Origin of the sequence: Methylorubrum sp. B1-46 (assembly GCF_021117295.1) — a bacterium.
Taxonomy (GTDB): Bacteria; Pseudomonadota; Alphaproteobacteria; order Rhizobiales; family Beijerinckiaceae; genus Methylobacterium.
Genome location: NZ_CP088247.1, coordinates 3,006,092 through 3,032,218, shown reverse-complemented (window position 1 = coordinate 3,032,218; position 26,127 = coordinate 3,006,092). Strand labels below are relative to the sequence as shown.

The 26,127-nt window shown below is 66.6% G+C and carries 29 protein-coding genes and 1 tRNA gene; 10 read left to right on the top strand and 20 right to left on the bottom strand.

Features of this window, described 5'->3' with window-relative positions; all coding sequences use genetic code 11:
* Positions 1-457 precede the first annotated feature (457 nt).
* The 4 genes from LPC10_RS14000 to LPC10_RS25690 all read left to right on the top strand — a co-directional run bounded on the left by LPC10_RS14000 (position 458) and on the right by LPC10_RS25690 (position 4,057).
* Positions 458-2,245, top strand: coding sequence for an ABC transporter ATP-binding protein (locus LPC10_RS14000; RefSeq protein WP_231342507.1), 1,788 nt, complete (start codon positions 458-460; stop codon positions 2,243-2,245).
* The gene (locus tag LPC10_RS13995; RefSeq protein ID WP_231342505.1) at positions 2,242-2,562 is read left to right on the top strand and encodes a low molecular weight protein tyrosine phosphatase family protein; all 321 of its coding nucleotides are present in this window, start codon (positions 2,242-2,244) and stop codon (positions 2,560-2,562) included. Before LPC10_RS14000 ends, LPC10_RS13995 begins: the two co-directional genes overlap by 4 nt.
* Positions 2,563-3,174: 612 nt before the next feature.
* On the top strand, positions 3,175-3,585 hold the full coding sequence (locus tag LPC10_RS13990) for an antitoxin Xre/MbcA/ParS toxin-binding domain-containing protein (protein ID WP_231342502.1): 411 nt from the start codon (positions 3,175-3,177) through the stop codon (positions 3,583-3,585).
* Positions 3,482-4,057 carry an RES family NAD+ phosphorylase gene (locus tag LPC10_RS25690; protein WP_370644490.1) on the top strand — a complete coding sequence of 192 codons (576 nt, stop codon included), beginning with the start codon at positions 3,482-3,484 and terminating at the stop codon, positions 4,055-4,057. Before LPC10_RS13990 ends, LPC10_RS25690 begins: the two co-directional genes overlap by 104 nt.
* Before the next feature lie 261 nt (positions 4,058-4,318).
* Here the strand turns inward: LPC10_RS25690 and LPC10_RS13985 are convergent, their stop codons facing one another.
* From LPC10_RS13985 to LPC10_RS13975, 3 genes are all read right to left on the bottom strand, one after another.
* Positions 4,319-4,777, bottom strand: coding sequence for a type II toxin-antitoxin system RatA family toxin (locus LPC10_RS13985; protein WP_231342498.1), 459 nt, complete (start codon positions 4,775-4,777; stop codon positions 4,319-4,321).
* A gap of 6 nt (positions 4,778-4,783) precedes the next feature.
* Positions 4,784-5,788 (bottom strand): lipoyl synthase, encoded by a 1,005-nt coding sequence (lipA, locus tag LPC10_RS13980; protein WP_231342496.1) that lies wholly within the window; start codon positions 5,786-5,788, stop codon positions 4,784-4,786.
* Positions 5,789-5,922: 134 nt separating this feature from the next.
* Positions 5,923-6,660: a cell wall hydrolase gene (locus LPC10_RS13975; protein ID WP_231342495.1), complete on the bottom strand. Its 738-nt coding sequence runs from the start codon at positions 6,658-6,660 to the stop codon at positions 5,923-5,925.
* Positions 6,661-6,868: 208 nt separating this feature from the next.
* On the opposite strand from LPC10_RS13975, the gene LPC10_RS13970 reads away from it, so the two are divergent.
* Both LPC10_RS13970 and LPC10_RS13965 read left to right on the top strand, forming a co-directional pair.
* Entirely contained in the window at positions 6,869-7,084 is a 216-nt protein-coding gene (locus LPC10_RS13970) for a hypothetical protein (RefSeq protein WP_231342494.1), read from the top strand.
* A 21-nt stretch (positions 7,085-7,105) separates the two neighbouring features.
* The gene (locus tag LPC10_RS13965; RefSeq protein ID WP_231342493.1) at positions 7,106-8,452 is read left to right on the top strand and encodes a sorbosone dehydrogenase family protein; all 1,347 of its coding nucleotides are present in this window, start codon (positions 7,106-7,108) and stop codon (positions 8,450-8,452) included.
* A 20-nt stretch (positions 8,453-8,472) separates the two neighbouring features.
* Here the strand turns inward: LPC10_RS13965 and LPC10_RS13960 are convergent, their stop codons facing one another.
* The 3 genes from LPC10_RS13960 to LPC10_RS13950 form a co-directional block, all read right to left on the bottom strand.
* A complete protein-coding gene (locus tag LPC10_RS13960; RefSeq protein ID WP_231342492.1) occupies positions 8,473-9,099 on the bottom strand; it encodes a L,D-transpeptidase in 627 nt (208 codons plus the stop codon).
* A 158-nt stretch (positions 9,100-9,257) separates the two neighbouring features.
* Positions 9,258-9,509 carry a hypothetical protein gene (locus LPC10_RS13955; RefSeq protein ID WP_231342491.1) on the bottom strand — a complete coding sequence of 84 codons (252 nt, stop codon included), beginning with the start codon at positions 9,507-9,509 and terminating at the stop codon, positions 9,258-9,260.
* Between the two features lie 117 nt (positions 9,510-9,626).
* Positions 9,627-10,127 (bottom strand): 1,3-beta-glucanase, encoded by a 501-nt coding sequence (locus LPC10_RS13950; protein WP_231342489.1) that lies wholly within the window; start codon positions 10,125-10,127, stop codon positions 9,627-9,629.
* Between the two features lie 337 nt (positions 10,128-10,464).
* Between LPC10_RS13950 and LPC10_RS13945 the strand changes: the two genes are divergently transcribed.
* Entirely contained in the window at positions 10,465-11,172 is a 708-nt protein-coding gene (locus tag LPC10_RS13945; protein WP_231342488.1) for a YoaK family protein, read from the top strand.
* 59 nt (positions 11,173-11,231) lie between these two features.
* Here LPC10_RS13945 and LPC10_RS13940 read toward each other — a convergent pair whose 3' ends face one another.
* The 8 genes from LPC10_RS13940 to eno form a co-directional block, all read right to left on the bottom strand.
* Complete coding sequence (locus LPC10_RS13940; RefSeq protein ID WP_231342487.1) at positions 11,232-11,384, bottom strand: hypothetical protein; 153 nt, start codon at positions 11,382-11,384, stop codon at positions 11,232-11,234.
* Between the two features lie 242 nt (positions 11,385-11,626).
* Complete coding sequence (gene lpdA / locus LPC10_RS13935; RefSeq protein ID WP_231342483.1) at positions 11,627-13,066, bottom strand: dihydrolipoyl dehydrogenase; 1,440 nt, start codon at positions 13,064-13,066, stop codon at positions 11,627-11,629.
* Between the two features lie 189 nt (positions 13,067-13,255).
* Complete coding sequence (locus LPC10_RS13930; protein WP_231342481.1) at positions 13,256-14,668, bottom strand: pyruvate dehydrogenase complex dihydrolipoamide acetyltransferase; 1,413 nt, start codon at positions 14,666-14,668, stop codon at positions 13,256-13,258.
* 33 nt (positions 14,669-14,701) lie between these two features.
* On the bottom strand, positions 14,702-14,980 hold the full coding sequence (locus LPC10_RS13925) for a DUF5076 domain-containing protein (protein WP_231342479.1): 279 nt from the start codon (positions 14,978-14,980) through the stop codon (positions 14,702-14,704).
* 10 nt (positions 14,981-14,990) lie between these two features.
* On the bottom strand, positions 14,991-16,439 hold the full coding sequence (locus LPC10_RS13920) for a pyruvate dehydrogenase complex E1 component subunit beta (protein ID WP_231342478.1): 1,449 nt from the start codon (positions 16,437-16,439) through the stop codon (positions 14,991-14,993).
* A 116-nt stretch (positions 16,440-16,555) separates the two neighbouring features.
* Positions 16,556-17,605: a pyruvate dehydrogenase (acetyl-transferring) E1 component subunit alpha gene (gene pdhA, locus LPC10_RS13915; protein ID WP_133088414.1), complete on the bottom strand. Its 1,050-nt coding sequence runs from the start codon at positions 17,603-17,605 to the stop codon at positions 16,556-16,558.
* Between the two features lie 175 nt (positions 17,606-17,780).
* Entirely contained in the window at positions 17,781-18,092 is a 312-nt protein-coding gene (locus tag LPC10_RS13910; RefSeq protein WP_231342475.1) for a septum formation initiator family protein, read from the bottom strand.
* Positions 18,093-18,219: 127 nt separating this feature from the next.
* Positions 18,220-19,509, bottom strand: a complete 1,290-nt coding sequence (gene eno / locus LPC10_RS13905) for a phosphopyruvate hydratase (RefSeq protein WP_231342473.1) — start codon at positions 19,507-19,509, stop codon at positions 18,220-18,222.
* Between the two features lie 265 nt (positions 19,510-19,774).
* Here eno and queF point away from each other — a divergent pair, with 265 nt between their 5' ends.
* Positions 19,775-20,236, top strand: coding sequence for a preQ(1) synthase (queF, locus tag LPC10_RS13900; RefSeq protein WP_231342471.1), 462 nt, complete (start codon positions 19,775-19,777; stop codon positions 20,234-20,236).
* A 15-nt stretch (positions 20,237-20,251) separates the two neighbouring features.
* On the opposite strand, the gene LPC10_RS13895 is transcribed toward queF, so the two are convergent.
* The 5 genes from LPC10_RS13895 to LPC10_RS13875 form a co-directional block, all read right to left on the bottom strand.
* Positions 20,252-20,812 (bottom strand): hypothetical protein, encoded by a 561-nt coding sequence (locus tag LPC10_RS13895; protein WP_231342469.1) that lies wholly within the window; start codon positions 20,810-20,812, stop codon positions 20,252-20,254.
* Between the two features lie 139 nt (positions 20,813-20,951).
* A complete protein-coding gene (locus LPC10_RS13890) occupies positions 20,952-21,260 on the bottom strand; it encodes a hypothetical protein (RefSeq protein ID WP_108940663.1) in 309 nt (102 codons plus the stop codon).
* A gap of 216 nt (positions 21,261-21,476) precedes the next feature.
* Positions 21,477-22,325: a 3-deoxy-8-phosphooctulonate synthase gene (gene kdsA, locus LPC10_RS13885; protein ID WP_231342467.1), complete on the bottom strand. Its 849-nt coding sequence runs from the start codon at positions 22,323-22,325 to the stop codon at positions 21,477-21,479.
* A gap of 9 nt (positions 22,326-22,334) precedes the next feature.
* On the bottom strand, positions 22,335-22,820 hold the full coding sequence (locus LPC10_RS13880) for a hypothetical protein (protein ID WP_231342464.1): 486 nt from the start codon (positions 22,818-22,820) through the stop codon (positions 22,335-22,337).
* A gap of 28 nt (positions 22,821-22,848) precedes the next feature.
* Complete coding sequence (locus LPC10_RS13875) at positions 22,849-24,693, bottom strand: chloride channel protein (protein ID WP_231342460.1); 1,845 nt, start codon at positions 24,691-24,693, stop codon at positions 22,849-22,851.
* 148 nt (positions 24,694-24,841) lie between these two features.
* On the opposite strand from LPC10_RS13875, the gene LPC10_RS13870 reads away from it, so the two are divergent.
* Positions 24,842-24,918: transfer RNA gene (locus LPC10_RS13870), tRNA-His, on the top strand.
* A gap of 149 nt (positions 24,919-25,067) precedes the next feature.
* On the opposite strand, the gene LPC10_RS13865 is transcribed toward LPC10_RS13870, so the two are convergent.
* Complete coding sequence (locus LPC10_RS13865) at positions 25,068-25,319, bottom strand: hypothetical protein (protein ID WP_231342458.1); 252 nt, start codon at positions 25,317-25,319, stop codon at positions 25,068-25,070.
* Between the two features lie 89 nt (positions 25,320-25,408).
* Here LPC10_RS13865 and LPC10_RS13860 point away from each other — a divergent pair, with 89 nt between their 5' ends.
* The gene (locus LPC10_RS13860; RefSeq protein ID WP_231342456.1) at positions 25,409-26,080 is read left to right on the top strand and encodes a hypothetical protein; all 672 of its coding nucleotides are present in this window, start codon (positions 25,409-25,411) and stop codon (positions 26,078-26,080) included.
* Positions 26,081-26,127: the final 47 nt, after the last annotated feature.

Here is a 26,127-nt window from a genome sequence, read left to right as displayed (position 1 = left end):
AAGGCTTCGCATTGCGAGTTGCCGTGACGCAGCGAGAATGGGTCGGGCTCTTGGACTCGGCGTCTCTGAAGATGACTTTCGATCAATGAAGCCTGCAATTGGCGACATCTTGCAGGATTCCGTGGGAGAGGCATCCTAAGCGTCGCCGGTCCCGCACTCATCAGGAGCGGGTGCATTGAGCGGCTGAACGCAGAGATTGCGAATCAGGTCGGCGTCGATTAATCGGTGCACTGGTCTTAGTGGAACAGGGAGGCGCAGTATGTTTGTTGGCATCGTCTCCTGTCGTGCAGGAAGCGTGATCGCTCCTGCCGGAATCGCCTAGGCGCATTCCTCCGCTGCCCGGCTCCACGGTCGGAGCGGCGCACAAGTCCCTCCCGATCTGATCCTGCCGGACCGCGCGCTCAAGCTCGCGCCGTCCGCGCCTTTCGGAGCCGACGCTTCGCCGTCGGGCGCTGCCATGTCCCTGTCTTCCCCCCGACGCGCGGATGCCGTCCGCCGCGTTCTCGCCTACGTCGTCCGCGGCTGGCGCGAGCGCCTCGGCCTCGTCGGCGCCCTCGTCGCCGCGATCACTCTCGCCACGCTGGCCGACGTGATGCTTCCGCTCTATGCCGGCCGCCTCGTCGATGCGCTTGCCGGGGCCGAGCGGCACGCGGCGCTCCAGGCGGCACTGCCGGCCTTCGCGGCGATGACCGTTTTGAGCCTCGGGACGGTGCTGTTGCGCCACATCGCCTGGAGCCTCGTGGTGCCGCTGACGCTCGGCACCATGTCCGACATCGCGAGCCGGAGTTTCGCCCGCGTCCAACGCTTCTCGACCGAGTGGCATGCCAACACCTTCTCGGGCTCTACGGTGCGCAAGATCTCACGCGGCATGTGGGCGCTCGACGGGCTCAACGACGTGCTCCTCCTGTCGATCCTGCCCTCCGTCGTAGTGCTGGTGGGCACGACGATCGTGCTCGGCCTACATTGGCCGGCCATGGGCGCGGTGATCGGGATCGGTGCGCTCGCCTATGTCGGCACCGCCGTATTCCTGGCGACACGCGTCATCGCGCCCGCGGCGACGCTGTCGAACGCCCTCGACACGCGGCTTGGCGGGGCGCTCAGCGACACGATCGGCAACAACGCCGTGGTGAAGGCCTTCGGCGCCGAGGGGCGGGAGGACGATCGGCTCGCCCTAATCCTGTCGAAATGGCGGCGTCGCACCCGGCGCACCTGGATGATCGTGACGTGGAGCGGCACCATTCAGCTCGGGCTGCTGCTCGCCTTTCGCACCGCCATCGTCGCCACGGCGCTCTGGCTGTGGTGGCAGGGGCAGGCGAGTCCGGGCGAGGTCGCCTACGTGCTCACCACTTACTTCGTGGTGCACGGCTATCTCCGCGACATCGGCGGCCACATCAACCACCTGCAACGCTCGGTCAATGAGATGGAGGAGTTGGTAGCCCTCGAAGCCGAGCCCGTCGGCGTCGCCGACCGGCCGGGGGCGGTGCCGCTCGCGGTCGAGGGCGGCGCGATCCGCTTCGAGGCGGTGCGCTTCCACTACGGCACGCACGGCACGCCGCTCTACGATGGGCTATCTGTGACGATTCCGGCTGGGCAGCGCGTCGGCCTCGTCGGACGCTCGGGGTCGGGCAAGACGACCTTCGTCAAGCTGATCCAGCGGCTCTACGACGTGAGCGGCGGGCGCGTGCTCATTGACGGGCAGGACGTGGCGGATGCAACGCAGGCGAGTCTGCGGGCGCAGGTCGCCATCGTGCCGCAGGATCCGGTGCTGTTCCACCGCTCGCTCGCCGAGAACATCGCCTACGCCCGGCCCGGTGCCTCGGCGGAGGCCATCGAGCGGGCGGCGCGGCTTGCCAATGCGCACGACTTCATCGCGCGGCTTCCCAAAGGCTACGCCACGCCGGTGGGTGAGCGCGGCGTCAAGCTGTCCGGCGGTGAGCGGCAGCGGGTGGCACTTGCCCGCGCGTTCCTGGCCGACGCACCGATCCTGATCCTCGACGAGGCGACGTCCAGTCTCGACTCGGAATCGGAAGCGCTGGTGCAGGAGGCGATGGAGCGGCTGATGCGCGGGCGCACCGCCATCGTCATCGCCCACCGCCTCTCGACCGTACGCGCGCTCGACCGCATCCTCGTGTTCGAGCGCGGCCGCATCGTCGAGGACGGGCCGCATGCCGCGCTGATGCGGCGTCCGAACGGCGCCTATCGCGCCCTGTTCGAGCGGCAATCGGTGCTGGCGGAGAGCGCGTGAGGATCCTGTTCGTCTGCGGCCGGGCCCGCGCCCGCAGCCCGACCGCGGAGCAGATCTTCTCGCGATGGGTGGGCGTTGAAACGGCCTCGGCGGGCGTCTCCGACGATGCGGACGAACCCATCGAGGCTGATCATCTGGCCTGGGCGGAGATTGTCGTTGTGATGGAGCGCTCGCACCGGCGCAAGCTGATGCGCCGGTTCGGACCGGACCTGCGTCACCTCCGGATCGTCTGCCTCGACGTGCGCGACGACTACGCCTTCATGGAGCCGGCGCTGGTGAGCTTGCTGGAGGCACGGGCGGGGCGGTTTCTCAGGTAGCGTATCGGCTCGAGTTCACGACTGCCAAACGCTCCGAGCAGAGAAAGGGTCATGTTGTAGATATCGAGAGTGTTTCCATCGCCATTGCGTCTGATTTTTTTGATATGCAAAAAATTTTCCTAGAATCCCGCATGGGCCGAATTCGATACGAATCGATTCGATGCTGGATTTCGAGGGAGCGGCCTCCAAGAGCCAGCGATGTTTCGTGTGCTGCGTTGAGTGTATCTGAAGCAACGCCGATGAACCGGATCGGTCCAAGCGTTGGCAGGGGACACGAGTTCAAACCGACACGGTGGTGACCGTTAACGATTTTGATCTGCGGACGCCCAGGCCGATCGCCGGATGCTCTTCGACCATCGCTCCGCGTCTTGTCCGCTTCCGCGGGCGATACCCGGCAAACTTTGGAATTCACAGGTGAAATTCGACTTTCTGGCCTCCCGGCGGAGCGGTGTGATTGACATGGCCTATGAGGAGGATCATGCGTTGGCGCACTTACCAACGATTAACAGATTATTAACCTCTTGAGAGATACGAATCCCAGACCACCTTCGACGAGGCAATGCTAAGCTTGGCTGGAAAGGTGGATCGGGCCGCTCGGAACTGGATGCTGCCATGTATGCACCTCACCCAAGCGTGTTCGGCGAAATCGCCGCAACGGTTGAACAGGAAGTCCGCCTGTCTCCCTCGGATTACTCGATGCCGGCCAGCACGGTAACCGAAATGGAGAAAATCGGCCTCGATAAAGATATAATTGAAAAAGTGCTTGGTCCGCGCGGCAACATTATTAAGCTGTCCGAGGCTGGCGCGAAACTAAGCCCCGACATGACAGATCGTGCTGTTCGGGTGCTGAGGATTGCCAATTTAGCTGAAAAAGTCTTCAGGAATAGTAGCAAGGCCATGACGTGGCTTCATCTGCCGAATGAGGTTCTCGGCGCGAGGCCAATGGACTTGCTCGTCCGCGAAACTGGTGCCACTCTGGTTGAAGAGGCCCTGTTGCGGATCAACCATAGTGTGGTCGCCTAATGAACCCGTCGATTTCATATGGCGGATCGCACGCCGCGAGGATCTGACCGGAAGCGGAGGGCAACGGGTCTCGGGGCGCTGGCATACGCGCCCTAAGCCTGTCGTCTACTGCGCCGCCGATCCCAGCACTTCGCTCCTGGAATTGCTGCGATACGTCGGAGACGCTTGGCTTCTGCCTGACGACTACGTCATGCTTAAAATCGGCGTTCCGCGGGGCCTGAAAATGGAGATCATCACGCTCGATGATCTGCCCGGTGGGTGGAGCGACAAGGCGGCGGGCTACGCAATCTGCCAGCCCTATGGCGACGACTGGCTACTCTCCTGCAGGGCGCCTCTCTTGTGTGTTCCCTCTGTGACGGGCCCGAACCGCTGGAACGTACTCATCAATCCCGCGCACAGGGATTCGTCTCACATCCTCGTCGATAAGGTCATCCGTGATCAGCCTTTCACGGAGATCACGCGAGAGACGTAGACCCGAAAGGTGGCCGTCGACTTTCGGAAAATGACTTCAGCTGCCGGATCGTTGCTGCTTTCGTTCACGGCGGATGGCCGTCATGTTGATGCTCCGCTGCCCTTATGGCCTGCCGGACATTACGGCGCTTCACGCCACCAACGCTCACTGGAGAAGTCGTCTCCGACACCGGGTGAGATCCGGCAGTTCGAGAGGAATGCCGATTTCAGGGGCAGACATCCTGCCTGTGGTCCGCGTGAGCGTCTTTGCCGAACGGTCGAATCAGGCGGGCGCGCCGTAGATCGCGGCGGCACGGCCCTCGAACGCGTCGGTGAACTTGCGGAAGGCTCGGTCGAACATCGTGCCCATGAGGAGCCCGAGCGTCCGGCTTTTGAACTCGTAGGTGATGAAGAAATCGACTTCGCAGCCGCCGCCCTCCGCATCGCGGAACGTCCAGCGATTCTCGAGGTGCTTGAACGGGCCGTCGATGTATTCCGCGACGATCTTGCGATTGTCGCGGTCGAGGCTGACGCGGGTTGTGAAACGCTCGCGGATCGCCTTGTAGCCGACGCCCATCTCCGCCACCCGCACCTTGGTGCCGTTCGGCCCCTCGGCATCGCGTAGCACCCGCAGCGACTCGCACAGCGGCAGAAACTCGGGATAGCGCTCGATATCGGCGACGAGATCGTACATCTGCGTCGCCGAGTGGCGCACGTTCCTCGTGATGCGGAAAGAGGGCATTCGGGCTCAGGCGCTGACGGCGACGGGTGCGGGGCCGAGCTTGGCCAGACGCGCCGCCTTCAGCCGGGCGAAATCCTCGCCGGCGTGATGCGACGACCGCGTGAGCGGCGTCGCCGAGACCAGCAGGAAGCCCTTGGCATAGGCCGTGGTCTCGTAGGCTTTGAACTCGTCCGGCGGCACGAAGCGCACAACCTCATGGTGCTTGCGGGTCGGTTGCAGATATTGCCCGATGGTGAGGAAGTCGACCTCTGCCGAGCGCAGATCGTCCATGAGCTGCACGACTTCGTTCCGTTCCTCTCCCAACCCCACCATGATGCCGGATTTGGTGAAGATCGTCGGGTCGAGTTCCTTCACCCGCTGCAACAGGCGCACCGAGTGAAAGTATCGGGCGCCGGGCCGCACGGTGACGTACTTGCCGGGCACGGTCTCGAGGTTGTGGTTGAACACGTCGGGCTTGGCTGCGACCACGACTTCGAGGGCGCCGGGCTTGCGCAGGAAATCGGGCGTCAGGATTTCGACGGTGGTTCCGGGGCTGGCCCGGCGGATCGCGGCGATGGTGCGGGAGAAATGCTCGGCGCCGCCGTCCTTCAGGTCGTCGCGGTCCACCGAGGTGACGACGACGTGGTGCAGCCCGAGCTTGGCCACCGCATCGGCGACCTTCTCCGGCTCGGCCGCGTCGAGCCCTTCCGGCAGACCGGTGCGCACGTTGCAGAACGAGCAGGCGCGGGTGCAGGTGTCACCCATGATCATGAAGGTGGCGTGCCGCTTCTCCCAGCACTCACCGATGTTGGGGCAGCCCGCCTCCTCGCAGACGGTGACGAGGTTGTTGGCGCGGACGATGTCTTTGGTCTCGGCCCAGAGTTTCGAGCCCGGCGCCTTCACCCGGATCCAGTCGGGTTTCCGCTGGATGGCGGTGTCGGGCCGGTGTGCCTTCTCGGGATGGCGCGGCCGTGCGGGCGCGTCCCCCTTGGGCCGGGTGTCGTTGTTCAGGAGGTCGAGGACGACGGCCATGGCGATGCGGGGTGAGCCTCACGGGAGCCGGACCGGGCAGCCCGGCCGCGTCCTTGACTTAAGGCCTCACGCTACCGGCGCATAGGGCGGGGGCGACAACCTGCCCTGGCCGTAACCCTGCCGTGTGACAATCGTCAGTTCCTGTCGCGTCCGGGAGCCGAGGCGTAGCGGGCCGGGCCGGGGACGCGCAGCTCCGGTGCGGCGGGCGCGGTGTAATCGGCGGTCAGCGTCGGCTGGACACGGCCGGTGAGCGGCTGGCCGATCATGCCCGACTTCACGGCAGCGACCTGAAGCGGCATCAGGCGGCCGCTGGCGGTCTGCACCACGGCGCGGGGCTGGACCGCCGGGAGGTAACCCTCGCGGTCGCTCTTCTCATAGAAGACGTTGCCGCCGGCCGCGGCGACATAGTGCATGTTGTTGTAGGGGAACTTATAGCCCGCCGTATGGAAGTGGAGCGCCGGCCCGACGGTTTCGTGGCGCTTGCCGGAGAGCAGCGCGTCGGCGACCTTTTCCAGGCGCGGCCGGTCCTGATCGCGCACGGGCTTGGTCAGCACGCCGTTGGCGAATTGCCGCTTCTGGCCCACCACCTCGCAGATCCGGCCGGGATAGGCCGGGGCGTCGAGACGGTTCATCACCACAGTGCCGACGGCGAAAAGCCCGTCCTCGTCGCTGCGGACCGACTCGAAATACATCGCGCGGGCGAGGCATTCCTTGTCGGCGGCGGTCGGCGCCTGCACGACCTTGGCATTTGTTGCGATCGATCCCGTCGTCAACTCGGCTTGATGCGGAAGCACACCGCAGCCCCCAAGACCCGAACCGGTCAGCGCTAGCCCGAAGAGGCAGAGGAGACGGAAGGTCCGGTCGGCTTGCATGCAGGCTCCTGAAGGCTGACGACGGTCGACGGTAAAGCTGGACCATTCTGCCCACAGGAGCAAAGAAACTGTTAAGCCTGGACCGTGATTCCAGGGGGGTGTGTCCTTTGGCACACGCCTGCTCTCCACCATCCCTCCGAGCCGATTGAACGGTGCGGCGAACTCCAACGTTGATTGCTTTGGAGCATCGTCAGCGAAGGGCCGAACCATGGTGGAAGCGAATGTGGAATCGCCGGGCGCCTTCGATGAGCGGATGCGCGAGGAGGCCGCCGCGGCCGGTCGCGCGGCGCTGGAGGTGTCGCTGCAACGCTTCACCCACGAGCAGCGCGACGCGTTCTGGAACGCCATCGGGCTCTACTACTCGACCCGCCGCCATCCCGGCGCCGAGGAGACCGCCCTGCAGGCCGCCGCGACGCCGGTCTGATCCGTTTTCGCCGAGGTTTCGATGCGAAGCTCCGCTAAGATCGGCCTCTCCGCGCTCGCCGTCATGCTGCTCGGAGGGGCAGCGTTCCTGCGCTTCGTCGTCTATCCGGAATCCGCCGCGCTCGACGTGGCGGCAAGCAGCGGGGTGAGCCCATCCTTGCCGGCGCCGAACCCGACGCTGATGCCCACCGTCAACATCGCCCGCGTGGCACGCCGGCAGGACGGCGCCAAGCCGAAGGCGGCGCAGGGCCTGAGCGTCGCCGCCTTCGCCACCGGTCTCGATCATCCGCGCTGGCCCTACGTGCTGCCCAACGGCGACGTTCTCGTCGCCGAGAGCCAGGCACCGAAATCCGGCGACCATTCCACCAGCGTCACCGACTGGGTTGCCGACAAAGTGAAGAGCATGGCCGGGGCCGGCGGCGTCAGCGCCGACCGCATCGTGCTCCTTCGCGACCGGGACGGCGACGGCGTGGCCGAGGAGCGCCACATCTTCCTCAAGGGCCTCACCTCGCCGTTCGGGATGGCGCTGGTCGGCTCCGACCTCTACGTGGCGAATGCCGACGCCCTGGTGCGCGTCCCCTATTCCGAGGGTCAGACGGAGATCGCGGCGAGGCCGGAAAAGGTCGTCGACCTGCCCGCCGGCATCAACCACCACTGGACTAAGAACGTCGTCGCGAGCCCGGACGGCAAGAAGCTCTTCATCACTGTCGGCTCGAACAGCAATGTCGGCGAGAACGGACTCGACATCGAGAAGGGCCGCGCGGCGATCTGGGAATACACCCTCGCCACCAAGGGGATGCGCGAATACGCCACCGGCCTGCGCAACCCGAATGGCCTCGCCTTCGAGCCGAGGAGCGGCGACCTCTGGACGGCCGTGAACGAGCGCGACGAGATCGGCAGCGATCTCGTGCCCGATTACATCACCCGCGTGACGGAGGGCGCCTTCTACGGTTGGCCCTGGAGCTACTGGGGCCAGCACGTGGACGAGCGGGTGCAGCCGCCGCAGCCGGAGAAGGTGAAGCGGGCCATCGCGCCGGATTATGCCGTCGGCACGCATACGGCGTCGCTCGGCATCGCCTTCTCGATGGGATCGAACCTGCCGGATGCCTGGAAGAGCGGCCTGTTCGTGGCCCAGCACGGCTCATGGAACCGCCGCCCGAAGAGCGGCTACAAGGTGATCTACGTGCCGTTCCAAGACGGCAAACCTTCCGGCGCGCCGGTCGATACTCTGACGGGCTTCCTCAATGCTGAGGAGAAGGCGCAAGGGCGCCCCGTCGGCGTGGCGATCGACAAGGCCGGGGCGCTGCTGGTGACCGACGACGTCGGGAACGCCGTGTGGCGGGTGACCGGGGCGACGGCGTCCAACTGAACTGATCCGGCTCGGCGCCGTCAGTAAAGGTCACCGTAGCCCACCCCGACGCCGTAGCCCTCGTCGAACACGTCCCGGTTGCGGCGGCGAGGGGGCGGTCCGTAGGCCTCGTCCTCCCAGGTCAGGCCCCGTGAGCGCACCGCTACCACGCCCTCGTCGTTGCGCCGGACCGAGCGCGCCCGCACCGGACGCTGGACCTCGGCCACCGGAGCGTCTCTCAGGTTGCCCTCGATGACGACGCGCGTGTTGGCCATTTTCTGCTGCTTCACTAGGGAGAACAGCGTCGCGGCGTTGCGCTGCGAGAGACGAACACAGCCATGCGAAGCAGCGCGGCCGAGGCGGCGAGTCTGCGTGGTACCGTGGATCGCGTGGCCGACCTGCGTGAAGAACACCGCGTGCGGCATCGGCGCGTTGTCCCACTCGCGCGAGAAGTGGCTCTTCTCCATGCGGAACGGCCGATAGCTGCCATTCGGTGTGTCGTGGCCCGCGATCCCCGTCGAGACGGGCCAATCGTAGCGCGGTGTGCCGTCGACCACGACGCTCATGCGCTGTGTATCCTTATCGACGGCGATGAGGAGATCGGCCCGCGCAGCAGGGGCTGCGATCAGGGCCAGGCTTGCGAGAAACGCGAGGAGAGGCAAGCGCATGGGGACGTTTCCGGGGCTCGATGCCTGCAACATGCCCCTCCCGCACCGCACTTCAAGCGGTGCTCTAGATTATTGTTTTTGCAACGTCTTTTTCCGAAAGCCTGCGGCCACCTTTCGAGACGATGCTCCAAGAAGCCAAGAGGCCCACACGACGCATTTTACCGATCGGCCGGCGCGCTGCGGACGAAGCCGCGGGAGATAAGGCGGCTGTTCTCACGGGCCCGACGCTCGGCCTCCATCAGATCGGACAAGGCGTCGGTGATGGCACAGCGCAGAGCGATCCCCGCATCGCCCTGGGTGCTGCTAAGATAGGCCTGGGCGATGTCCTCCACCGGGCACGAGCTTGCTCTCTCCCATTCCGAGGCAGCGAAGTGGGGGGACGGGCCGTGGCTCGTCTGAAGCTTGGGCATAATCTTCCTCCGACTCGGCATGAGAACGAAGATAGAACATACCGAAACGGTTAACGAGACCTTACCGGGATCTTTCGAGGCTGTGGACATCCCATCCGGCTGCTGAGGTCCATGCCTTCAGCGAAGTCCGGAGCCGCTGAGCGGGTCGAAATACGCATCGGTCGGCCTAGGCGAGAATCCCGCGCCGCCGGAAATACCGGTACCAGCCGGGGCGCCGCCGCCCGATCCAATGCTGCCGGTCACGTCGTCCGGCTGCCGCCGCGCCACATTTGCGATCCCGCCGCCGCCGGAACTCAGCCCGCCGCCGCCGAGAGTGCCGGACACGCTCGCGCCGCCAAAGCGCAAACCGCCGGCATTGCCGGGGAGTCCAGGTGCGGACGTACCGAGGCCGGAGATCCCGGACGCACCACCGAAGCGCAAGCCGCCGGGATTGGCCAGCGCCATGGCCGCGGTGGGAGCCGCGACGGTGGCAACCGTCGAGGTCGGCCCGAACGGGAGGCCGGGCGCGGTGAAGCCGGAGGGCAGGCCGCCGACCGAAGTTTGTGCCAGGGCGGGCACGCCGCCGAGTTGCAAGGCCGTGACCAGAAAACCGAACCGAAGCATTCGCATCGTCGCCATCGCGATGTCCTCTCGCGTATCGACCTTTGTAGGCGCGGATGACCAACGCCGGCTCGGTGACGCAGTTTCCCTCATACCGGTCTGGATGCACGGATCGCTGCCGGATCGAGCCGGTTGCGTGGCGAAAGGATGTCGTTCGAGTGGCCCGGAATAGCCCCTGGCGGAGGGCGAAACCCGGGCTTCGAGATATCGGCCATCGATCGGGAGGGCTGGAATGCTCCCGACGGTCGTGGGCCGAGAAAACAGACGCGATGCAGCCGAGCGTTCGGACAGGTTGCGTAAGGGAATACGCCGTTAGAATGATCGCGCCGCAGACCGCCTGACCGCCGATCCCACGATGCTCGTCCAAGAAGGCCTCAACCGAACCCCCGGTATCGACCGGCGTCTCGCTTGGCCCTTCGCGGGGATTGCCGGCGCTTTGAACGCCGCCGGCTTCTGCGCCTTCGGAACCTTCTCATCGAACATGACCGGCAACGTGTCGGGCCTCGCCGACCATCTCGGCCTCGGGGAGTTGACGCTCGCCCTGCCGATGCTGGCTCTCATCGCCGCCTTCATGGCCGGGGCCATGAGTGCGACGCTTCTCATCAGTGCGGGCCGCCATCATCGATTACGCGGCGTCTACGCCTACAGCGTACTGACGGAGGCCCTGTTGCTCGTCGGCCTCGGCCTGGTCGGCGTCTGGCTTCCCGCGGGGTGGCACGGCGCGGTCCTCGTCACGGGGCTGAGCTTCCTGCTCGGTCTGCAGAATGCCACGATCACCCAGATCACCGATGCCCGTGTGCGCACGACGCACGTGACCGGCATGGTGACCGATCTCGGCATCGGCCTCGCGCGCCGGCTGTCGCAGGGCGACGACGCGTCGGGGTCGGACCGCGAGAAAATGCGGCTTTACGGGGTAACGGTGGCTGCCTTCCTGGCCGGAGGTATCACCGGCGTACTGGCCTGGAGCGTTCTCGGCACTGCCCTTCTCTTCGTCGCTGCCGGATTGCTGGCCCTGATCGCACTGCCCGGCATCGCCTCGGCCCGCCGGCTGAAGGCATCGTGAGGCTGGCTCCGCCGCAGCCGACGCCTCCGATCGTCCGCGTCTCGTTCGATCAAGCGCATCTACTCGGGCTCCTCACGGAAGACGAGGTAGCTGAGCGGTCCGGCGCAAAGGAAAAGCAACAGCAGCGTGACGTAAAGGTGAACACGCATCACCGTCAGCGACGCGTAGATGCCAGCGAGGCCGACGACGAGCAGAAGGATACGTATGATCATGGACCGGCCGCTTGTCGCGCCGCAGGCGCTCGGCAGCCCCTATACGGGGAACGGCCTCTGCAAAGATTCAACCAAAGCGCATTCGATGGGCGCTAATACCACCGTCCACCGGTAAGTTTGCATCGCCCGACGCAAGGACGGGCGCGACCGAGGTATCTGTTCAAAGCGTTGGATGTGCGCAGGATTGCGGCATCGCCTCCGCTCATGCGCACGACTCCCATCCTCGGCCTTGGCCGATCCCGTCAGGTGTGGATCACCCGGCCATAAGCGTCGAGCACGCTCTCATGCATCATCTCGGAGAGCGTTGGATGCGGGAAGACCGTGTGCATCAGCTCTTCCTCGGTCGTCTCGAGGGTCATCGCGACGACATAGCCCTGGATCAGTTCCGTCACCTCGGCGCCGATCATGTGGGCCCCGAGCAACTGGCCGGTCTTGGCATCGAAGATCGTCTTGATCAGGCCGTCCGGCTCACCCAGCGCGATCGCCTTGCCGTTGCCCGCGAAGGGGAAGCGGCCAACCTTGATCGAGAGGCCGAGATCCTTGGCCTTCCCTTCGGTGATGCCGACGCTGGCGATCTGCGGGTGGCAATAGGTGCAGCCCGGGATCTTGGCCTTGTCCATCGGGTGGGTGTGAAGGCCCTTGATGGTCTCGACGCAGATGACGCCCTCGTGCTCGGCCTTGTGGGCCAGCATCGGCGGGCCGGCGACGTCGCCGATGGCGTAGATGCCAGGGACGTTGGTGCGGCCGAGCCCGTCATTGACGACGACGCCGCGTTCGATCTTCACGCCGAGCTTCTCGAGCCCGAGATTCTCGATGTTGCCGACGACGCCGACAGCCGAGATCAGCTTCTCGGCGGTAAGCTGCTGGGTTTTGCCCTTGTCGTCCTCGACGGTGGCGGTGACCGAGTCGGCGCCCTTCTCGACCTTCGTCACCTTGGCGCCGGTGAGGATCTTGATCCCCTGCTTCTCGAAGCGCTTGCGGGCGAGCGCGGCGATCTCGGCATCCTCGACCGGCAGGATCTGCGGCAGCAACTCGATCACCGTCACCTCGGCGCCCATGGTGCGGTAGAACGAGGCGAACTCGATGCCGATGGCGCCCGAGCCCATCACCAGCAGGCTCTTGGGCATTTTTTCGGGGACCATGGCCTCGTAATAGGTCCAGATCTGCTTCTTATCGGGCTCGATGCCGGGCAGCACGCGCGGACGCGCGCCAGTCGCAACGACGATGTGCTTGGCCGAGTAGGTGCCCGCGCCCTTGGCGCCCTTCGGAGCTTCCGCCCGCTTGGTCTCCTTGACAATGACCTTGCCGGGTTCGTTGCCTTTGGCCGCCGAATCGATCGAGGCCTCGCCCCAGATCACATCGACCTTGTTCTTCTTGAGCAGCATGCCGACGCCGCCGTTGAGCCGGCTCGAGACACCGCGGGAGCGCTTGACGATGGCCGCCGTATCGAAGCTGACCTCCTTGGCGGAGAGGCCGTAATCGGAGGCGTGCTGCATGTAGTGGTAGATCTCGGCCGAGCGCAGCAGCGCCTTGGTGGGGATGCAGCCCCAGTTCAGGCAGATGCCGCCGAGATGCTCGCGGTCGACCACGGCGGTCTTGAAGCCGAGCTGCGCCGCGCGGATTGCGGTGACGTAACCGCCGGGCCCCGCGCCGATGATGAGGACGTCATAGGTTTCGGACATCAAGGCCTCCTGCTCCCCTCCCGGCTGTGAGGAGGGGTCGAGAGTGAGGATTGGACCACCCGGTCGGCGGTGATGAACGGGATCAAGGGAGAGGCGGCGGGCTGATCACGGCTCCCCACGCGTCATCTCCAGCCCGAGCTCCGCCCGTTCATTCGACGGAGTCCAAGCGAGGGCTCTTGTCGGCAGCTCTCAGACGAGCATCCCCATCGGGTTCTCGATTAGGCTCTTGAACGCGGCGATCAGCTCGGCCCCGAGCGCGCCGTCGAGGACGCGGTGGTCGCAGGAGAGCGTCGCGGTCATGGCCTGGACGACGGCCGGTGCACCATCCTTGACGACGACCCGCTTCTCGCCGGCGCCGACCGCGAGGATCGTCGATTGCGGCGGGTTGATCACCGCCGTGAAGTGCTTGATCCCGAACATTCCGAGATTCGACACCGAGGTGACGCCGCCTTGGTACTCTTCCGGCTTGAGCTTCTTGGCGCGCGCACGGCTCGCGAAATCCTTCATCTCGTTGGAGATGGCGGAAAGCGTCTTCTGGTCGGCCTTGCGGATGACGGGCGTGAACAGGCCACCATCGATCGCCACCGCGACGCCGACCTCCGCGTGCTTGAAGCGCAGGATGCGGTCCTCCGCCCAGACGGCGTTGGCGGCCGGAACGCGCGTCAGCGCAAGGCCCATCGCCTTGATGACGAAGTCGTTCACCGAGAGCTTGAACAGCGGCTTGCCGTCCTTGTCCTTGCCGGCGGAGCCGTTGAGAGTCTCGCGCAGCTTCATCAGCGCATCGAGTTCGCAATCGACCGTGAGGTAGAAGTGCGGCGCCACCTGCATCGCCTCGGTGAGACGCTTGGCGATGGTCTTACGCATGCCGTCGAGCGGCACTTCCTCGAAGCTGCCCTTCTCGTAGAAGCCCCGCACCTGATCCAGGCTGAGCCCGGCCGGCGCGCCGCCCGCGGGCGCCGGCTTCGGAGCGGCCTGCTCTTGTGCAGGCGCGGCAGCGGCTTTCGCTTCGGTCTTTGCCGAGGCGCCGGCCTTCGCCGTGCCGCCCTCGATCGCCGCCTGCACGTCGCGCTGGATGACGCGGCCATGAGGGCCGGAGCCCTTGACGGCGGAGAGATCAACGCCCTCCTGCTTTGCGATGCGTCGGGCGAGCGGCGAGGCGAAGACGCGGCCGCCGGACCCCTGAGCCGCGGGCTGAGCCGCGCCGTTCGGCTTGGCGCCCTCGGGGGCCTGATCGACCCGGGCGTAGGAGGCGTGGGCGCCGTCGGGCGCGGCGTTCTGGTCGGGCGTGCTCTTCGGCTCGACGGGGGCAGTCTTCGCCTCGGCACCACCCGTCGGCGCCTGAACGCTGCCCGGATCCTCGCCCTCTTCCGCGATCAGCGCGATCAACTCGTTGACCGGGACGTCGGCAGTGCCTTCGGCCACGAGGATCTTGGCGAGCACGCCCTCATCGACCGCCTCGACCTCCATGGTCGCCTTGTCGGTCTCAATCTCGGCGATCACGTCGCCGGACTTGATGGCGTCGCCCTCCTTCTTGAGCCACTTGGCGAGGTTGCCCTTCTCCATGGTCGGGGAGAGCGCGGGCATCAGGACGTTGATCGGCATCGTGTCGTTCCCGAGCGGCCTTGAGAGGGAGGGTCAGTTGAGGGGGTTGTTGGGATCGAGGCTCTCTGCCTCCCACCCGGCGCGGATGCGCTCGAAGGCTTCCTCCTCCGAGGTGTCCGTCTCGATTGCGTAAGTACGAGCCGCCTGCCGGGCGAGGTCGATCAGCAGGCGCCCCCAGGTCGCCGGATCGTCGAACGCGCGCCGGAGCGCCACGCTCACCGCTCCGTCGACGATGGAGGCGCGCACGATCTCGATCCCGCCCTGTTCCAGGGCGTCGGGCGGGATCTCGAGTTCTTCGAAATTTTCCGACATATATGCCCGATTACTTGTAGCAGACGGCTTTGACGGCCTCGATGACTTCCGTCACGCTCGGGAGCGCCAGCTTCTCGAGGTTCGCGGCGTAGGGCATCGGCACGTCCTTGCCGGTCACTCGCAGCACCGGCGCATCGAGATAGTCGAAGGCATCGACCATCAGGCGGGCGACGATCTCGGCGCCGACACCCGATTGCGGGAAGCCTTCCTCGACACAGACGCAGCGGCCGGTCTTCTTGACCGATTCCACCACCGTGGCGCTGTCCATCGGACGGATCGTGCGCAGGTCGATCACCTCCGCCTCGATGCCTTCTTCGGCGAGCGCCTGAGCCGCCTTGAGGGCGTAGGTCATGCCGATGGAGAAGGAGACGATGGTCACGTCCTTGCCGGGGCGATGGATCCGCGCCTTGCCGATCGGCAGGACGAGATCGTCGATCTCTGGAACCGGGAACGACTGACCGTAGAGGATCTCGTTCTCGAGGAAGATCACCGGGTTGGGATCGCGGATGGCGGCCTTGAGCAGGCCCTTGGCGTCGGACGCCGTATAGGGCGCGATCACCTTGAGGCCGGGCACGTTCGAGTACCACGCGGCGTAGTCGTGGCTGTGCTGCGCGCCGACGCGGGCGGCGGCGCCGTTGGGGCCGCGGAAGACGATCGGGCAGCCGAGCTGTCCGCCGGACATGTAGAGCGTCTTGGCCGCCGAGTTGATGATGTGGTCGATCGCCTGCATGGCGAAGTTGAAGGTCATGAACTCGACAATGGGCTTGAGGCCCATGAAGGCCGCGCCGACGCCGATACCGGCGAAGCCGTGCTCGGTGATCGGCGTATCGACCACGCGGCGCGCGCCGAACTCCTGAAGCAGACCCTGCGTGATCTTGTAGGCGCCCTGGTACTCGGCCACCTCCTCGCCCATCACCAGAACCTTGTCGTCCTTGCGCATCTCCTCGGCCATGGCATCACGCAGGGCCTCGCGCACCGTCATGGTCTTCATCGGCGAGTCGGCGGGGAACTCCTCCATCACCGGATCGGGCGCCTTGTTGGTGATGACGGCGGGCGAGGCGGGGGCCTTGGGCGCGTCGTCGCCGGTCTTGGCAGAGGCGGCCGAGGCGTCGGCCATGCCCTCGGCCTGCATGTCGGGTGTGGGGGCCGGCGCGCCGCCGGAGGCGCCGTTGGGCTTGCCGTTGCCGCCGCTCGCAGCCGCCGCCGAGACGTCTTCGCCCTCCTCGGCGATGATCGCGATCGGCGTGTTCACGGCGACGTTCTCGGTCCCGTCGGCGACGAGGATCTTGGCGAGGATGCCCTCGTCGATCGCCTCGACCTCCATCGTCGCCTTATCGGTCTCGATCTCGGCCAGGATGTCACCGGCCTTGACCGCGTCGCCCTCCTTCTTCAGCCATTTGGCGAGCTTCCCCTCCTCCATGGTCGGAGAGAGGGCGGGCATCAGGATGTCGGTCGCCATTTGCGCTGCTCTATCGATCCGGGTGCGTCGGTCGGGCGTATTTTCGCGGGCTTGTTCTTGCGAAGGTCTCGCCGGAACTCCCGGGCCGTCATGGCTTGGGGCGTATCAGGGCACGTTCAGGCGCGCGCTTCGAGAAGGATGTCGGTCCAGAGTTCCGAGGGATCGGGCTCGGGATCGTGGGTCGCGAAGTCGGCGGACTCGTTGACGATCTCGCGGACCTTGGCATCGATGCCCTTCAGGTCGGCCTCGGGCACGCCGTGCGCTTCGAGCAGGCGCTTGCGCACCATCTCGATCGGGTCGTGCTCGTCGCGCATCTTCGAGACTTCATCCTTCGACCTGTACTTGGCCGGGTCGGACATCGAGTGGCCACGGTAGCGGTAGGTCTGCATCTCGAGGATGTAGGGCCCCTCGCCCGAGCGGGCGTGATGGATGGCCCGCGCCGCAGCCTCGCGGACCGTGCGCACGTCCATGCCGTCGACCTGCTCGCCGGGGATACCGAAGGAGAGGCCCCGCTTGGAGAAGTCCGTCTGCGCCGAGGCGCGGGCCACCGAGGTGCCCATGGCGTAGCGGTTGTTCTCGATGACGTAGACCACCGGCAGCTTCCACAGGGCCGCCATGTTGAAGCTCTCGTAGACTTGGCCCTGGTTGGCCGCGCCGTCGCCCATATAGGTGAAGCTGACCTTGCCGTTCTTCAGGTAGGCGTCGGCGAAGGCGAGGCCGGTGCCCAGCGCAACCTGCGCGCCGACGATGCCGTGGCCGCCGAAGAACTGCTTCTCGCGGCTGAACATGTGCATCGAGCCGCCCTTGCCGCGCGAATAGCCTCCGCGGCGACCGGTCAGCTCGGCCATCACACCCTTGGGGTCCATGCCGCAGGCCAGCATGTGACCATGATCGCGGTAGCCGGTGATGTTCTGGTCACCGTCCTCGCCGGCCATCTGCATGCCGACGACGACCGCTTCCTGCCCGATATAGAGGTGGCAGAAACCGCCGATCAGGCCCATGCCGTAGAGCTGGCCCGCCTTCTCCTCGAAGCGGCGGATCAACAGCATCTCACGGTAGGCGTGAAGATCTTCATCCTTCGTGAACTGGGGAATATTCGGAGCCGGTTGATGTTGCGGCGCACCTTTTTCCGCCGCAGGTTTCCCTGCCTCGTTGCCCGCAGCCATCGGCGTCCTCCCGAAAACACTCTGTTGGGAGGGGTTCTAGGGCAGCGATTTGCGGAAATCGAGAGGCGCGCTGACAGCCACGATGTGCTGTTACCGCCACGGTTGCAGCGGTGGACAATCTGCAAAGTCAGTGAGAACGAATATTTGGCTTGGTTATTCTAGCAGAAATAAAAATTTATGGGCCGATGATGACGAGATCATTGGCATGCACGCGGCCGAGAACCACGCGGGCCCGCTCTTCCAACAGGTCGCGGTCGATCTGCTCGCTTCGCAGGAGGGAGACACGATGCTCCCAGGTCGACCGCTCGGCCTTGGCCGCATTCAGCTCCTGATTGAGTCCATAGGCCTCGACCTTGAGGACGCGCTTGGCCTCGAGGCCGCGGCTACCGCTCTCGGCCTGATGCACGAAATAGCCGACGACAAGTGCGGAGACCGTCCAGAGGACGGCGGGCACGACGATGGCGCGGACGCGGCGACGAATGACCATGGCAAGGGAGAGATTCACCGCAACAGGGTGAAGAAAGCGTTTCGGTGCACCGAGATCAGGCGTGGGGCGAACGAAAAAGGCGCGGCAGACCCTTCCGGGCCGCCGCGCCTCACAGGCTTGGGCGCGATCAGCGACCGGCGAACTGGCGGATCGCGCTGCGTCCGGCGTAGAGCGCCTGGCCGCCCAGGCCCTCCTCGATGCGGATGAGCTGATTGTACTTGGCCAGTCTGTCCGAGCGGGCGAGCGAGCCGGTCTTGATCTGTCCGCAGTTGGTCGCGACCGCGAGGTCGGCGATGGTGGAATCCTCGGTCTCGCCGGAGCGGTGCGACATCACCGCGGTGTAGCCGGCGCGCTGGGCCATATCGACGGCGGCCAGGGTCTCGGTGAGCGAGCCGATCTGGTTCACCTTCACCAGAATCGAGTTGGCGGTGCCGGTCTCGATGCCGCGGGCGAGCCGCTCGACATTGGTCACGAACAGGTCGTCGCCGACGAGCTGCACTCGGTTCCCGATCCGGTCCGTCAGCAGCTTCCAACCCTCCCAATCGTCCTCCGACATGCCGTCCTCGATCGACAGGATCGGGTAGGCCTCGGTCAGCTTGGCGAGGTAATCGACCTGAGCCTCGATCGAGCGGGTCTGGCCTTCCCCCTCGTAGCGGTAGGCGCCGTCCTTGAAGAATTCGGTGGCGGCGCAGTCGAGCGCCAGAACCACGTCGCTGCCGGGCTTGAACCCGGCGGCGTTGATCGATTCCATCACGAAATCGAGGGCCGCCTCGGCGGACGGCAGGTTCGGGGCGAAGCCGCCCTCGTCGCCGACATTGGTGTTGTGGCCGGCCTTCTTCAGGGCGCTCTTCAGGGTGTGGAAGATCTCCGCGCCCATCCGCACCGCGTCGGAGAGCGAGGTGGCGCCGACCGGCATCACCATGAATTCCTGGAAGTCGATCGGGTTGTCGGCATGCGCGCCGCCGTTGACGATGTTCATCATCGGCACCGGCAGCACCCGGCCCTGCACGCCGCCGACATAGCGGTAGAGCGGCAGGCCGGCGGTCTCGGCCGCCGCCTTCGCCACCGCGAGCGAGACACCGAGGATGGCGTTGGCGCCGAGGCGCGCCTTGTTCGGCGTGCCGTCGAGGGCGATCATCGCCTCATCGACCGCGACCTGATCCTCGGCATCCATGCCGCCGATCGCGTCGAGAATCTCGGTCTGCACCGCGTCGACGGCCTTGAGCACGCCCTTGCCGTTGTAGCGGCTCTTGTCGCCGTCGCGCAGCTCGACCGCCTCGTGGGCGCCGGTGGAGGCACCGGAGGGGACCGCGGCACGGCCGAAGGAGCCGTCTTCCAGAAGGACATCGACTTCGACGGTGGGGTTGCCACGGCTGTCGAGAATCTCGCGGGCGGCGATATTGGTGATCGCGGTCATGGGCGCTCCTTGGCGGCGCGTCGCGGCGGGGTTCGTCTCGCGGATGTCTTCGAGACCCGCGCAGCCTGCGACGCTTTGCGTCGCGGGCTTATCCGCCAACCTCGGGATGTCGGCAAGCTCCCGGAGGCGGCTTGGAACCGGGCCACTTCGATAAAACCCGCCCGATGTCGCGACTTTCTTCGGGCTTTATCCGACGATCGGGCGGAATCCCTGGCATTCCCCGCGCACAATAGGCGGACCCTCAAGCGCGGCGTATAGGGTTCCTATGGATTCGATCGAGACTCACGCCAAGCAACTCGGACGGCAGACGCCGCTGCCGACCTCGCCGGAGGCCGCACAGCTCGACCGCGTGCCCAACCCGCATGCCGACACCGATTACCTTGCTCGCTTCACGGCGCCGGAATTCACCTCGCTCTGTCCGGTGACGGGTCAGCCGGATTTCGCCACCCTCGTCATCGACTACGTGCCGGACCGCTGGCTCGTAGAGTCAAAGTCGCTGAAGCTCTATCTCGGGGCCTTCCGCAACCACGGCGCCTTCCACGAGGATTGCACCGTCGGGATCGGTCGGCGGCTCGTCGCCGTGCTCGAACCGCGCTGGCTGCGCATCGGCGGCTACTGGTATCCCCGCGGCGGCATCCCGATCGATGTCTTTTGGCAGACCGGCGAGCCGCCCAAATCCGTCTGGCTGCCGGACCAGGGCGTCGCCCCCTATCGCGGCCGGGGCTGATCGCGCTGTCCGCCCTCAGTACGGCTCGGCCAGCAACCGTACGGTGCGGGCGATGAGCTTTTCCTGCCCATCGATCGGACCGCCATGGATGACGGCGACCGCCTCCAACATCCGCTCCAGGTCGTCTCGCTCGGCGGCATTGAGTTTGTCCCGCAGGAGCGGAGCGAGATGATCGACCGCGGTATCGGCATCCGACGCCTGCGTGGCAGCGTGGCGAATATAGGCCATCCGTGCGCCGTGATCTTCGCCGGGTGAGGTGACCTTTCGAATCTCCGCCTTGATCGCCGCCTCCTGCTCCGGCGTCGGCGTCCCGCGGGCGAGCGCGACCAGCATCATCAACACGCCCGCGGCGTCGATCGGATCGCGAATCGCACGCACCGGCGCTGCCCGGAAAGCGGCCTCGCTGCGCGCCCGTAGCTTGGCGCTGCGCCGGTCGCCGAGGTAGCGGTCGAGCTGCTCCATACCGCTGCCGTAAATGAAATAGTACAGCAGCCCGGTCATGACGGCCCCGACGATGGCAGCGATGACAGGCATGATTCCCCCAAGGCTGTTGCGATGCGGCGGAACCTGTCGCATCGTCGCTCTGGGTGCAATCCCGTCTCTTATACCCGGACTGATTGAGCTTCGGGTTTCGTCTGACTTCAGAGAGTGAGCGGACACGAAAAAAGACGGCCGGTTTCCCGACCGCCTTTACTAACCGTCTGAGATTTAGATCTCAGTAGCCGTAATCGTAGTAGCCGCCGCCATAGGCCGGGCGCCCGTAATAGCGGTCGCGGGCATAGGCGTCGCGTGCCGCACCGGCCGCGATCGCGCCGGCGGCGAGACCCGCGATGCCGAGACCGACGGCCGCGCCGGTCCCGATGCCGCGACGGCGGCCGCCGTAATAGGCGCGCGGGCCGTAGCCGCCATGGTAATGACCATGATGATGACCGTAGCCGCGGCCGTACGGGCGGGCATCGGCGGAGGTAGCGGTCAGAGTGCCGACCGAGATCAGGGCGGCGGTCACGAGGGCGAGTTTACGCATAGCGTCCTTTCCGATCCAGAAGCGACTTGCCAAAAGCATCTTGGCGACCAAACACCCGAGCTTTGCCGGAAGTTCCCGTCCGGAAGGTCCCGCCAAGTCAGGCATCGTGTCCGGGAAGGATCGAGTCCCTCGCCGAAGTGAAGTTCCTCTCGATTGGAGTGGATGATCGCACCAGCTGCCTGAACGAAATCTGAAACGGATCGAGGCGAACCGCTCTCACGCTTTAACGAGGCGGTCGAAAGCCATCAGTGTTTCAACCAAGCCGGGAAGATCTGCGAGCGCCACCATGTTCGGCCCGTCGGAGGGCGCCCGGTCGGGATCGGGATGGGTCTCGATGAAGACGCCGGCCACGCCGACCGCCACCGCGGCGCGGGCGAGCACCGCGACGAACTCCCGCTGCCCGCCGGAGGTGGCGCCCTGCCCGCCGGGCTGCTGCACCGAGTGCGTTGCGTCGAACACCACCGGGGCGCCACCGGTGACGCGGGCCATGATCGGCAGCGAGCGCATGTCCGAGACGAGCGTGTTGTAGCCGAAGGAGGCGCCCCGCTCCGTGACGATGACATTGGGGTTACCGGCCTGCGTCACCTTGGCGGCGACATGGGCCATGTCCCAGGGCGCCAGGAACTGGCCCTTCTTGACGTTGACCGCGCGCCCCGTGGCGGCCGCGGCGAGCAGGAGGTCGGTCTGACGGCAGAGGAAGGCCGGGATCTGCAGGATGTCAACGGCCTGCGCCGCCCGCTGGCACTGCTCGGCCTCGTGCACGTCGGTGAGGACGGGTAGGTCGAGGCTCTCGCGGATCTCGGCGAAGACCGGCAGAGCCTCGTCGAGGCCGACCCCGCGGGCCGAGTGGCCGGAGGTGCGGTTGGCCTTGTCGAAGGACGACTTGAACACGAGGCCGATGCCGAGTTTGCCCGCCATCTCCTTGAGGGCGGCGGCGACTTCGAGGGCGTGGTTGCGCCCTTCGAGCTGGCACGGGCCGGCGATCAGCGCCAGCGGCAGATGGTTGGCGAAGGCGACGCCGCCGGTCTGGACGACGGGGCCTGGATTGGGGGCGGTCTCGGGCATGCGCCCGCTCTAGCCCGGCGCCGCCGCGCGGGAAAGTCCGCGGCGCGGGCGGTCCGCCGCCAGGCGGCACAGGCTGCCGACACCGAAGCCATCCGCCCGGTCGCCGGGATCGCAGCGCAGAACCGCGCCGCCGACGCGGCCGAGTTGCGGCGCGCCGGTGAGCAGGCTGTCCTGGTGCAGGCGCAGAGCGAGGGCTTCGACAGCCTCGGCTGGCGCTCCGGCCAGCGTCCGCGCGGCGAGCCCGATCAGGACGAAGAACGCGCGCGGCGGCTCGCGCCGATCCGAGCGGAACAGGAGACGTCGCGGCGCCGCGCAATCGAGGCTCATCCGGTCGGCGTCTGCGGCGCGGAACACGACGAGCGAGCCGCTACGCCCGGCGAGGGCGACCCCGGTGCCGCGGATCAGCCGAACGGTCAGGCCGTCGCAGGAATCGGCCCGCGCCGTCGACCCGAGGAGCACGAGAGCCAAGCCGGCGAGAAGGGCGCGCAGGATCATGCGGCAGTCCATAGCATGGCCGTGTTGGTCACGCCGCTTCGCCGAGCATGGCACGGCGCTGGCGGTCGAGTTCCTCGCTGTAGCGCTTCAGCGTGTGGCTCTCCGTCAGCAATCCGATCACCTTGCGGCTCTGCGCATCGTCGAGCACGGCGAGGGTCTCGCTCTCGGCCTCGTCGAAGGCTGCCGCCGCCTGCTTGACGCTCATGTCGGCGAGCAGGAATGATTTCGGATAACGGACGACGTCGGCCAGACGCGGCGTCTCGCCGCCATTCTCTGCGGCGCGGGCATGGGCCTCGGGCACGAGCACGACCCCCGCATAGCGGTCGTGCTCGTCCACCACGATCACCCGCGAGGGTGAGCCCAGCGGGTGCGCGCGAAGGAACGTCGCCATCGGCGTGTCGAGGGCGACCGGCCGGATGTCCTTGCGCATCATCCGCCCGACTGTGAGGTTGCGCATCCAGCCGACATCGTGGGCGCTGCGGATGGTCTCGCCGCGCAGGTGGAAGCGCCACGTGGCGAAGGAATAGCCGAAGGTCTTCCGCACCGTGAGCGAGGAGGCGATCACCGAGGCGAGCACGAGCCCGGTCACAGGGAAGCTTCCGGTCATCTCGAGGGCGAGGAAGGTCATGGTGAGAGGCCCGCCGACGATGGCGACGGCAAACGCGCTCATGCCGACCACGGCGTAGCCGACGGGGGCGAGGCCGAACGCTTCGAAACCGGGCCAGACCATCGGTGCGAGGCCGGCGAACAGGCGGCCGACCAATGCGCCGAGGAACAGCGAGGCGAAGAACAGGCCACCGCGAAAGCCCGAGCCGATCGACATCGCGGATGCCGCCGCCTTGGCGACGACGAGTCCGGCGAGGGCTCCGAGCCCGGCGGTCGCCTCGGGCGCGAGGTAGATGTGGAGCGCTCCGTGTCCGGCGGAGAGAACCTGAGGTGTCGTCGCCAGCGCAAGACCGCCGACGCACAGGCCGCCTAGGATCGGCCGCAAGGGCGCGGGCAGGCGCGAGGCGCGAAAACCCTGCTCCACCAGCGTGACGCCGCGCATCAGCAGCACCGCGAGTCCGGCACAGGCGAGCCCGAGGGCGAGGCAGGGCAGCGTGTCGCCGGCATCCACTGCCGTATTCTTGGCCAGCGCCAGTGCGCCGACATCGACGAAGGCAGGCTGCGGCGCAAGCGCCCGCATGACGAGGCTGCCGCACAGGGCCGCGACGACGACGGGGGCGAGCGTCGCGATGGTGTAGGTGCCGATGATGAGCTCGAACGCGTAGAAGGCGCCGGTGAGCGGCGAGCCGAAGGCGGCGGCGATGGCGGCGGCCGCGCCGCAGCCGACCAAGGTCCGCAGGTCCGAGCGGCGCATCTCGAAGGCGATGCCGAGCCGCGAGGCGATCCCCGCCGCGACCTGCGTATAGCCCGCCTCCAGCCCGACCGAGGCGCCGCAGCCGTTCGAGACCACGTTCTGCACCGCCACGTCGAGGGAGCCGCGCAGCGACATCCGCCCGCCATGCAGCGCGTTGGCCTCGATGGGATCGACCACGGCGCGCTTGTTCTTGCCGCGGCCCCGGGTCGAGATGAGGAGCAGCAGGCCGAGAACCGCGCCGCCCAGCGCCGGAGCCAGGAAAGGAAGGCCCATCAGGCCCTCGGAGGGAAGGTCCGTCAGGCTGCTCAGGCGCTGGCCGGCGGGAAGCCGGTAGAGGATCTCGCGCAGGAACTGGCTGGCGCCGCTCATGGCCGCCACGGTGAGGCCTCCGACGCAGCCCGTGACGGCTGCGAGCAGCACGAGGGCCACTTCGCTTCCCCGCACCCAGGCCCGAAGCCGCGCTGGCGCCTGAACCAGGGGAGCCGTGGCGGGGGGAGATGTGGACGGACTCATCGCACTCGCGGGGATTGGGAGCCGGGTGGAGACCATGGCGCCTATGCGCTGGCGGTCTAGCACCCGTGGATCGCCGGTGCGAACCGTCGCGAGAGGCATTCAAGACGCTTGAAATGCCGAGAGCCTCGCGATAAGTCCCCCCTCACGTGCCGCCGTAGCTCAGTTGGTTAGAGCACTAGATTGTGGATCTAGGGGTCCCCCGTTCGAGCCGGGGCGGTGGTACCATCCAATTCGGTACGATTTCGAAGGGGTTGGCTTTGAGCCAGCCCCTTTCGTCGTTTCGGCCCGGTTCCCTGACGACAGCGTCGATACACCCTAGAAGCGGGACAACGCGATCGTCGTCCCGCGCCTGGATCGGGCGCGCTCTCCGTGGCTCAGCCCACCACGACCGGCTTTGCAATCGGCGAGCGCGTGAGGGACTGGATCTCACGCGGCGGCCGTCCGGCCTTCTGCGCGATCTCGGCTTCCTGCTCGGCGATAAGCTGGCGGGCCGGCTCGTCGCCGTCGAGGCCGCCGAGGATTTCCATCGGCACGCGCCGGTTCGAGGCGCGTGAGCCGTCCGCGAAGACGACGTCGAAGAGGACGAAGCCGCGCTGCTGCGGCAGAGATTTGGTGCGCTTGGACATGCGCGCTGATAGGCGGCCTTGAGCGACTTGAGCAATGGCTGCGGACGCAGGCGGGGCCATACACCGCGGGTCGGCTGGAAAGGGCAGTGATGAACGAGTGGGTTCACCTCGAAACCGGTGATGTGCCCGGCGGAGGCAAGAGCCTCGCCCTGATGCAGCGGGGCAGCGAGTTCTCGATCGTCGTTGGCACCATCGAGTTGATGAACAGCACGCGCGGCGATTCGGAGGAGGCTCTGGCCTCGCTCACCTGCGCCCGGCTGTCGGGAAGGCCGGCGCCGCGCGTGCTGATCGGCGGTCTGGGCATGGGTTTCACACTGCGCGCCGCGCTGGAGGGGCTCGGACCGGACGCGCGGATCGTCGTCGCCGAACTCGTCCCTGCGGTGGCGGCCTGGGCGCGCGGACCGCTGGCCCCGGTCTTCGGCGATTGCCTGGATGATCCGCGGGTCGAACTTCGCGAGCTCGACGTCAACCGACTGATCCAATCCGAGGCGGCCGGATGGGACGCGGTCCTTCTCGATGTGGACAACGGTCCGGAGGGACTGATGCGAAAGGCCAACAACCGGCTGTACGACGAGTGGGGGCTGAAGCGGGCACAATGGGCGCTCAAGCCGGGTGGCACGCTCGGGGTTTGGTCGGGCTCGCCGGATCGGAAGTTCAAGGCACGGCTTCAGCGCCTCGGCTTCGCCGTCGAGGAAGTGCGCCTGTCGGCGAGCGGTTCGAGCGGGCCGCGCCACGTCGTCTGGCTCGCGACGCGGCCCTGATTCCAAGGGGGCCCAGGCGAGAGATCCGGCGACGCATCGCAGCATCG

Excerpts from the sequence above, each read along its gene's own strand:
- eno (WP_231342473.1), bottom strand. The coding sequence starts at position 19,509 with ATGACCGCGATCACCAATATCGCCGCCCGCGAGATTCTCGACAGCCGT.
- LPC10_RS13945 (WP_231342488.1), top strand. The coding sequence starts at position 10,465 with ATGCTCGTCCAAGAAGGCCTCAACCGAACCCCCGGTATCGACCGGCGT.
- LPC10_RS13930 (WP_231342481.1), bottom strand. The coding sequence starts at position 14,668 with ATGCCGATCAACGTCCTGATGCCCGCGCTCTCCCCGACCATGGAGAAG.
- LPC10_RS13960 (WP_231342492.1), bottom strand. The coding sequence starts at position 9,099 with ATGCGCTTGCCTCTCCTCGCGTTTCTCGCAAGCCTGGCCCTGATCGCA.
- queF (WP_231342471.1), top strand. The coding sequence starts at position 19,775 with ATGGATTCGATCGAGACTCACGCCAAGCAACTCGGACGGCAGACGCCG.
- LPC10_RS13895 (WP_231342469.1), bottom strand. The coding sequence starts at position 20,812 with ATGCGACAGGTTCCGCCGCATCGCAACAGCCTTGGGGGAATCATGCCT.
- LPC10_RS13910 (WP_231342475.1), bottom strand. The coding sequence starts at position 18,092 with ATGGTCATTCGTCGCCGCGTCCGCGCCATCGTCGTGCCCGCCGTCCTC.
- LPC10_RS13955 (WP_231342491.1), bottom strand. The coding sequence starts at position 9,509 with ATGCCCAAGCTTCAGACGAGCCACGGCCCGTCCCCCCACTTCGCTGCC.
- kdsA (WP_231342467.1), bottom strand. The coding sequence starts at position 22,325 with ATGCCCGAGACCGCCCCCAATCCAGGCCCCGTCGTCCAGACCGGCGGC.
- pdhA (WP_133088414.1), bottom strand. The coding sequence starts at position 17,605 with ATGGCTGCGGGCAACGAGGCAGGGAAACCTGCGGCGGAAAAAGGTGCG.
- lipA (WP_231342496.1), bottom strand. The coding sequence starts at position 5,788 with ATGGCCGTCGTCCTCGACCTCCTGAACAACGACACCCGGCCCAAGGGG.
- LPC10_RS13975 (WP_231342495.1), bottom strand. The coding sequence starts at position 6,660 with ATGCAAGCCGACCGGACCTTCCGTCTCCTCTGCCTCTTCGGGCTAGCG.
- LPC10_RS13990 (WP_231342502.1), top strand. The coding sequence starts at position 3,175 with ATGTATGCACCTCACCCAAGCGTGTTCGGCGAAATCGCCGCAACGGTT.
- LPC10_RS13950 (WP_231342489.1), bottom strand. The coding sequence starts at position 10,127 with ATGGCGACGATGCGAATGCTTCGGTTCGGTTTTCTGGTCACGGCCTTG.
- LPC10_RS14000 (WP_231342507.1), top strand. The coding sequence starts at position 458 with ATGTCCCTGTCTTCCCCCCGACGCGCGGATGCCGTCCGCCGCGTTCTC.
- LPC10_RS13880 (WP_231342464.1), bottom strand. The coding sequence starts at position 22,820 with ATGATCCTGCGCGCCCTTCTCGCCGGCTTGGCTCTCGTGCTCCTCGGG.
- LPC10_RS13970 (WP_231342494.1), top strand. The coding sequence starts at position 6,869 with ATGGTGGAAGCGAATGTGGAATCGCCGGGCGCCTTCGATGAGCGGATG.
- lpdA (WP_231342483.1), bottom strand. The coding sequence starts at position 13,066 with ATGTCCGAAACCTATGACGTCCTCATCATCGGCGCGGGGCCCGGCGGT.
- LPC10_RS13890 (WP_108940663.1), bottom strand. The coding sequence starts at position 21,260 with ATGCGTAAACTCGCCCTCGTGACCGCCGCCCTGATCTCGGTCGGCACT.
- LPC10_RS13925 (WP_231342479.1), bottom strand. The coding sequence starts at position 14,980 with ATGTCGGAAAATTTCGAAGAACTCGAGATCCCGCCCGACGCCCTGGAA.
- LPC10_RS13860 (WP_231342456.1), top strand. The coding sequence starts at position 25,409 with ATGAACGAGTGGGTTCACCTCGAAACCGGTGATGTGCCCGGCGGAGGC.
- LPC10_RS13875 (WP_231342460.1), bottom strand. The coding sequence starts at position 24,693 with ATGAGTCCGTCCACATCTCCCCCCGCCACGGCTCCCCTGGTTCAGGCG.
- LPC10_RS13985 (WP_231342498.1), bottom strand. The coding sequence starts at position 4,777 with ATGCCCTCTTTCCGCATCACGAGGAACGTGCGCCACTCGGCGACGCAG.
- LPC10_RS13920 (WP_231342478.1), bottom strand. The coding sequence starts at position 16,439 with ATGGCGACCGACATCCTGATGCCCGCCCTCTCTCCGACCATGGAGGAG.
- LPC10_RS13940 (WP_231342487.1), bottom strand. The coding sequence starts at position 11,384 with ATGATCATACGTATCCTTCTGCTCGTCGTCGGCCTCGCTGGCATCTAC.
- LPC10_RS13965 (WP_231342493.1), top strand. The coding sequence starts at position 7,106 with ATGCGAAGCTCCGCTAAGATCGGCCTCTCCGCGCTCGCCGTCATGCTG.
- LPC10_RS13865 (WP_231342458.1), bottom strand. The coding sequence starts at position 25,319 with ATGTCCAAGCGCACCAAATCTCTGCCGCAGCAGCGCGGCTTCGTCCTC.
- LPC10_RS25690 (WP_370644490.1), top strand. The coding sequence starts at position 3,482 with ATGAGGTTCTCGGCGCGAGGCCAATGGACTTGCTCGTCCGCGAAACTG.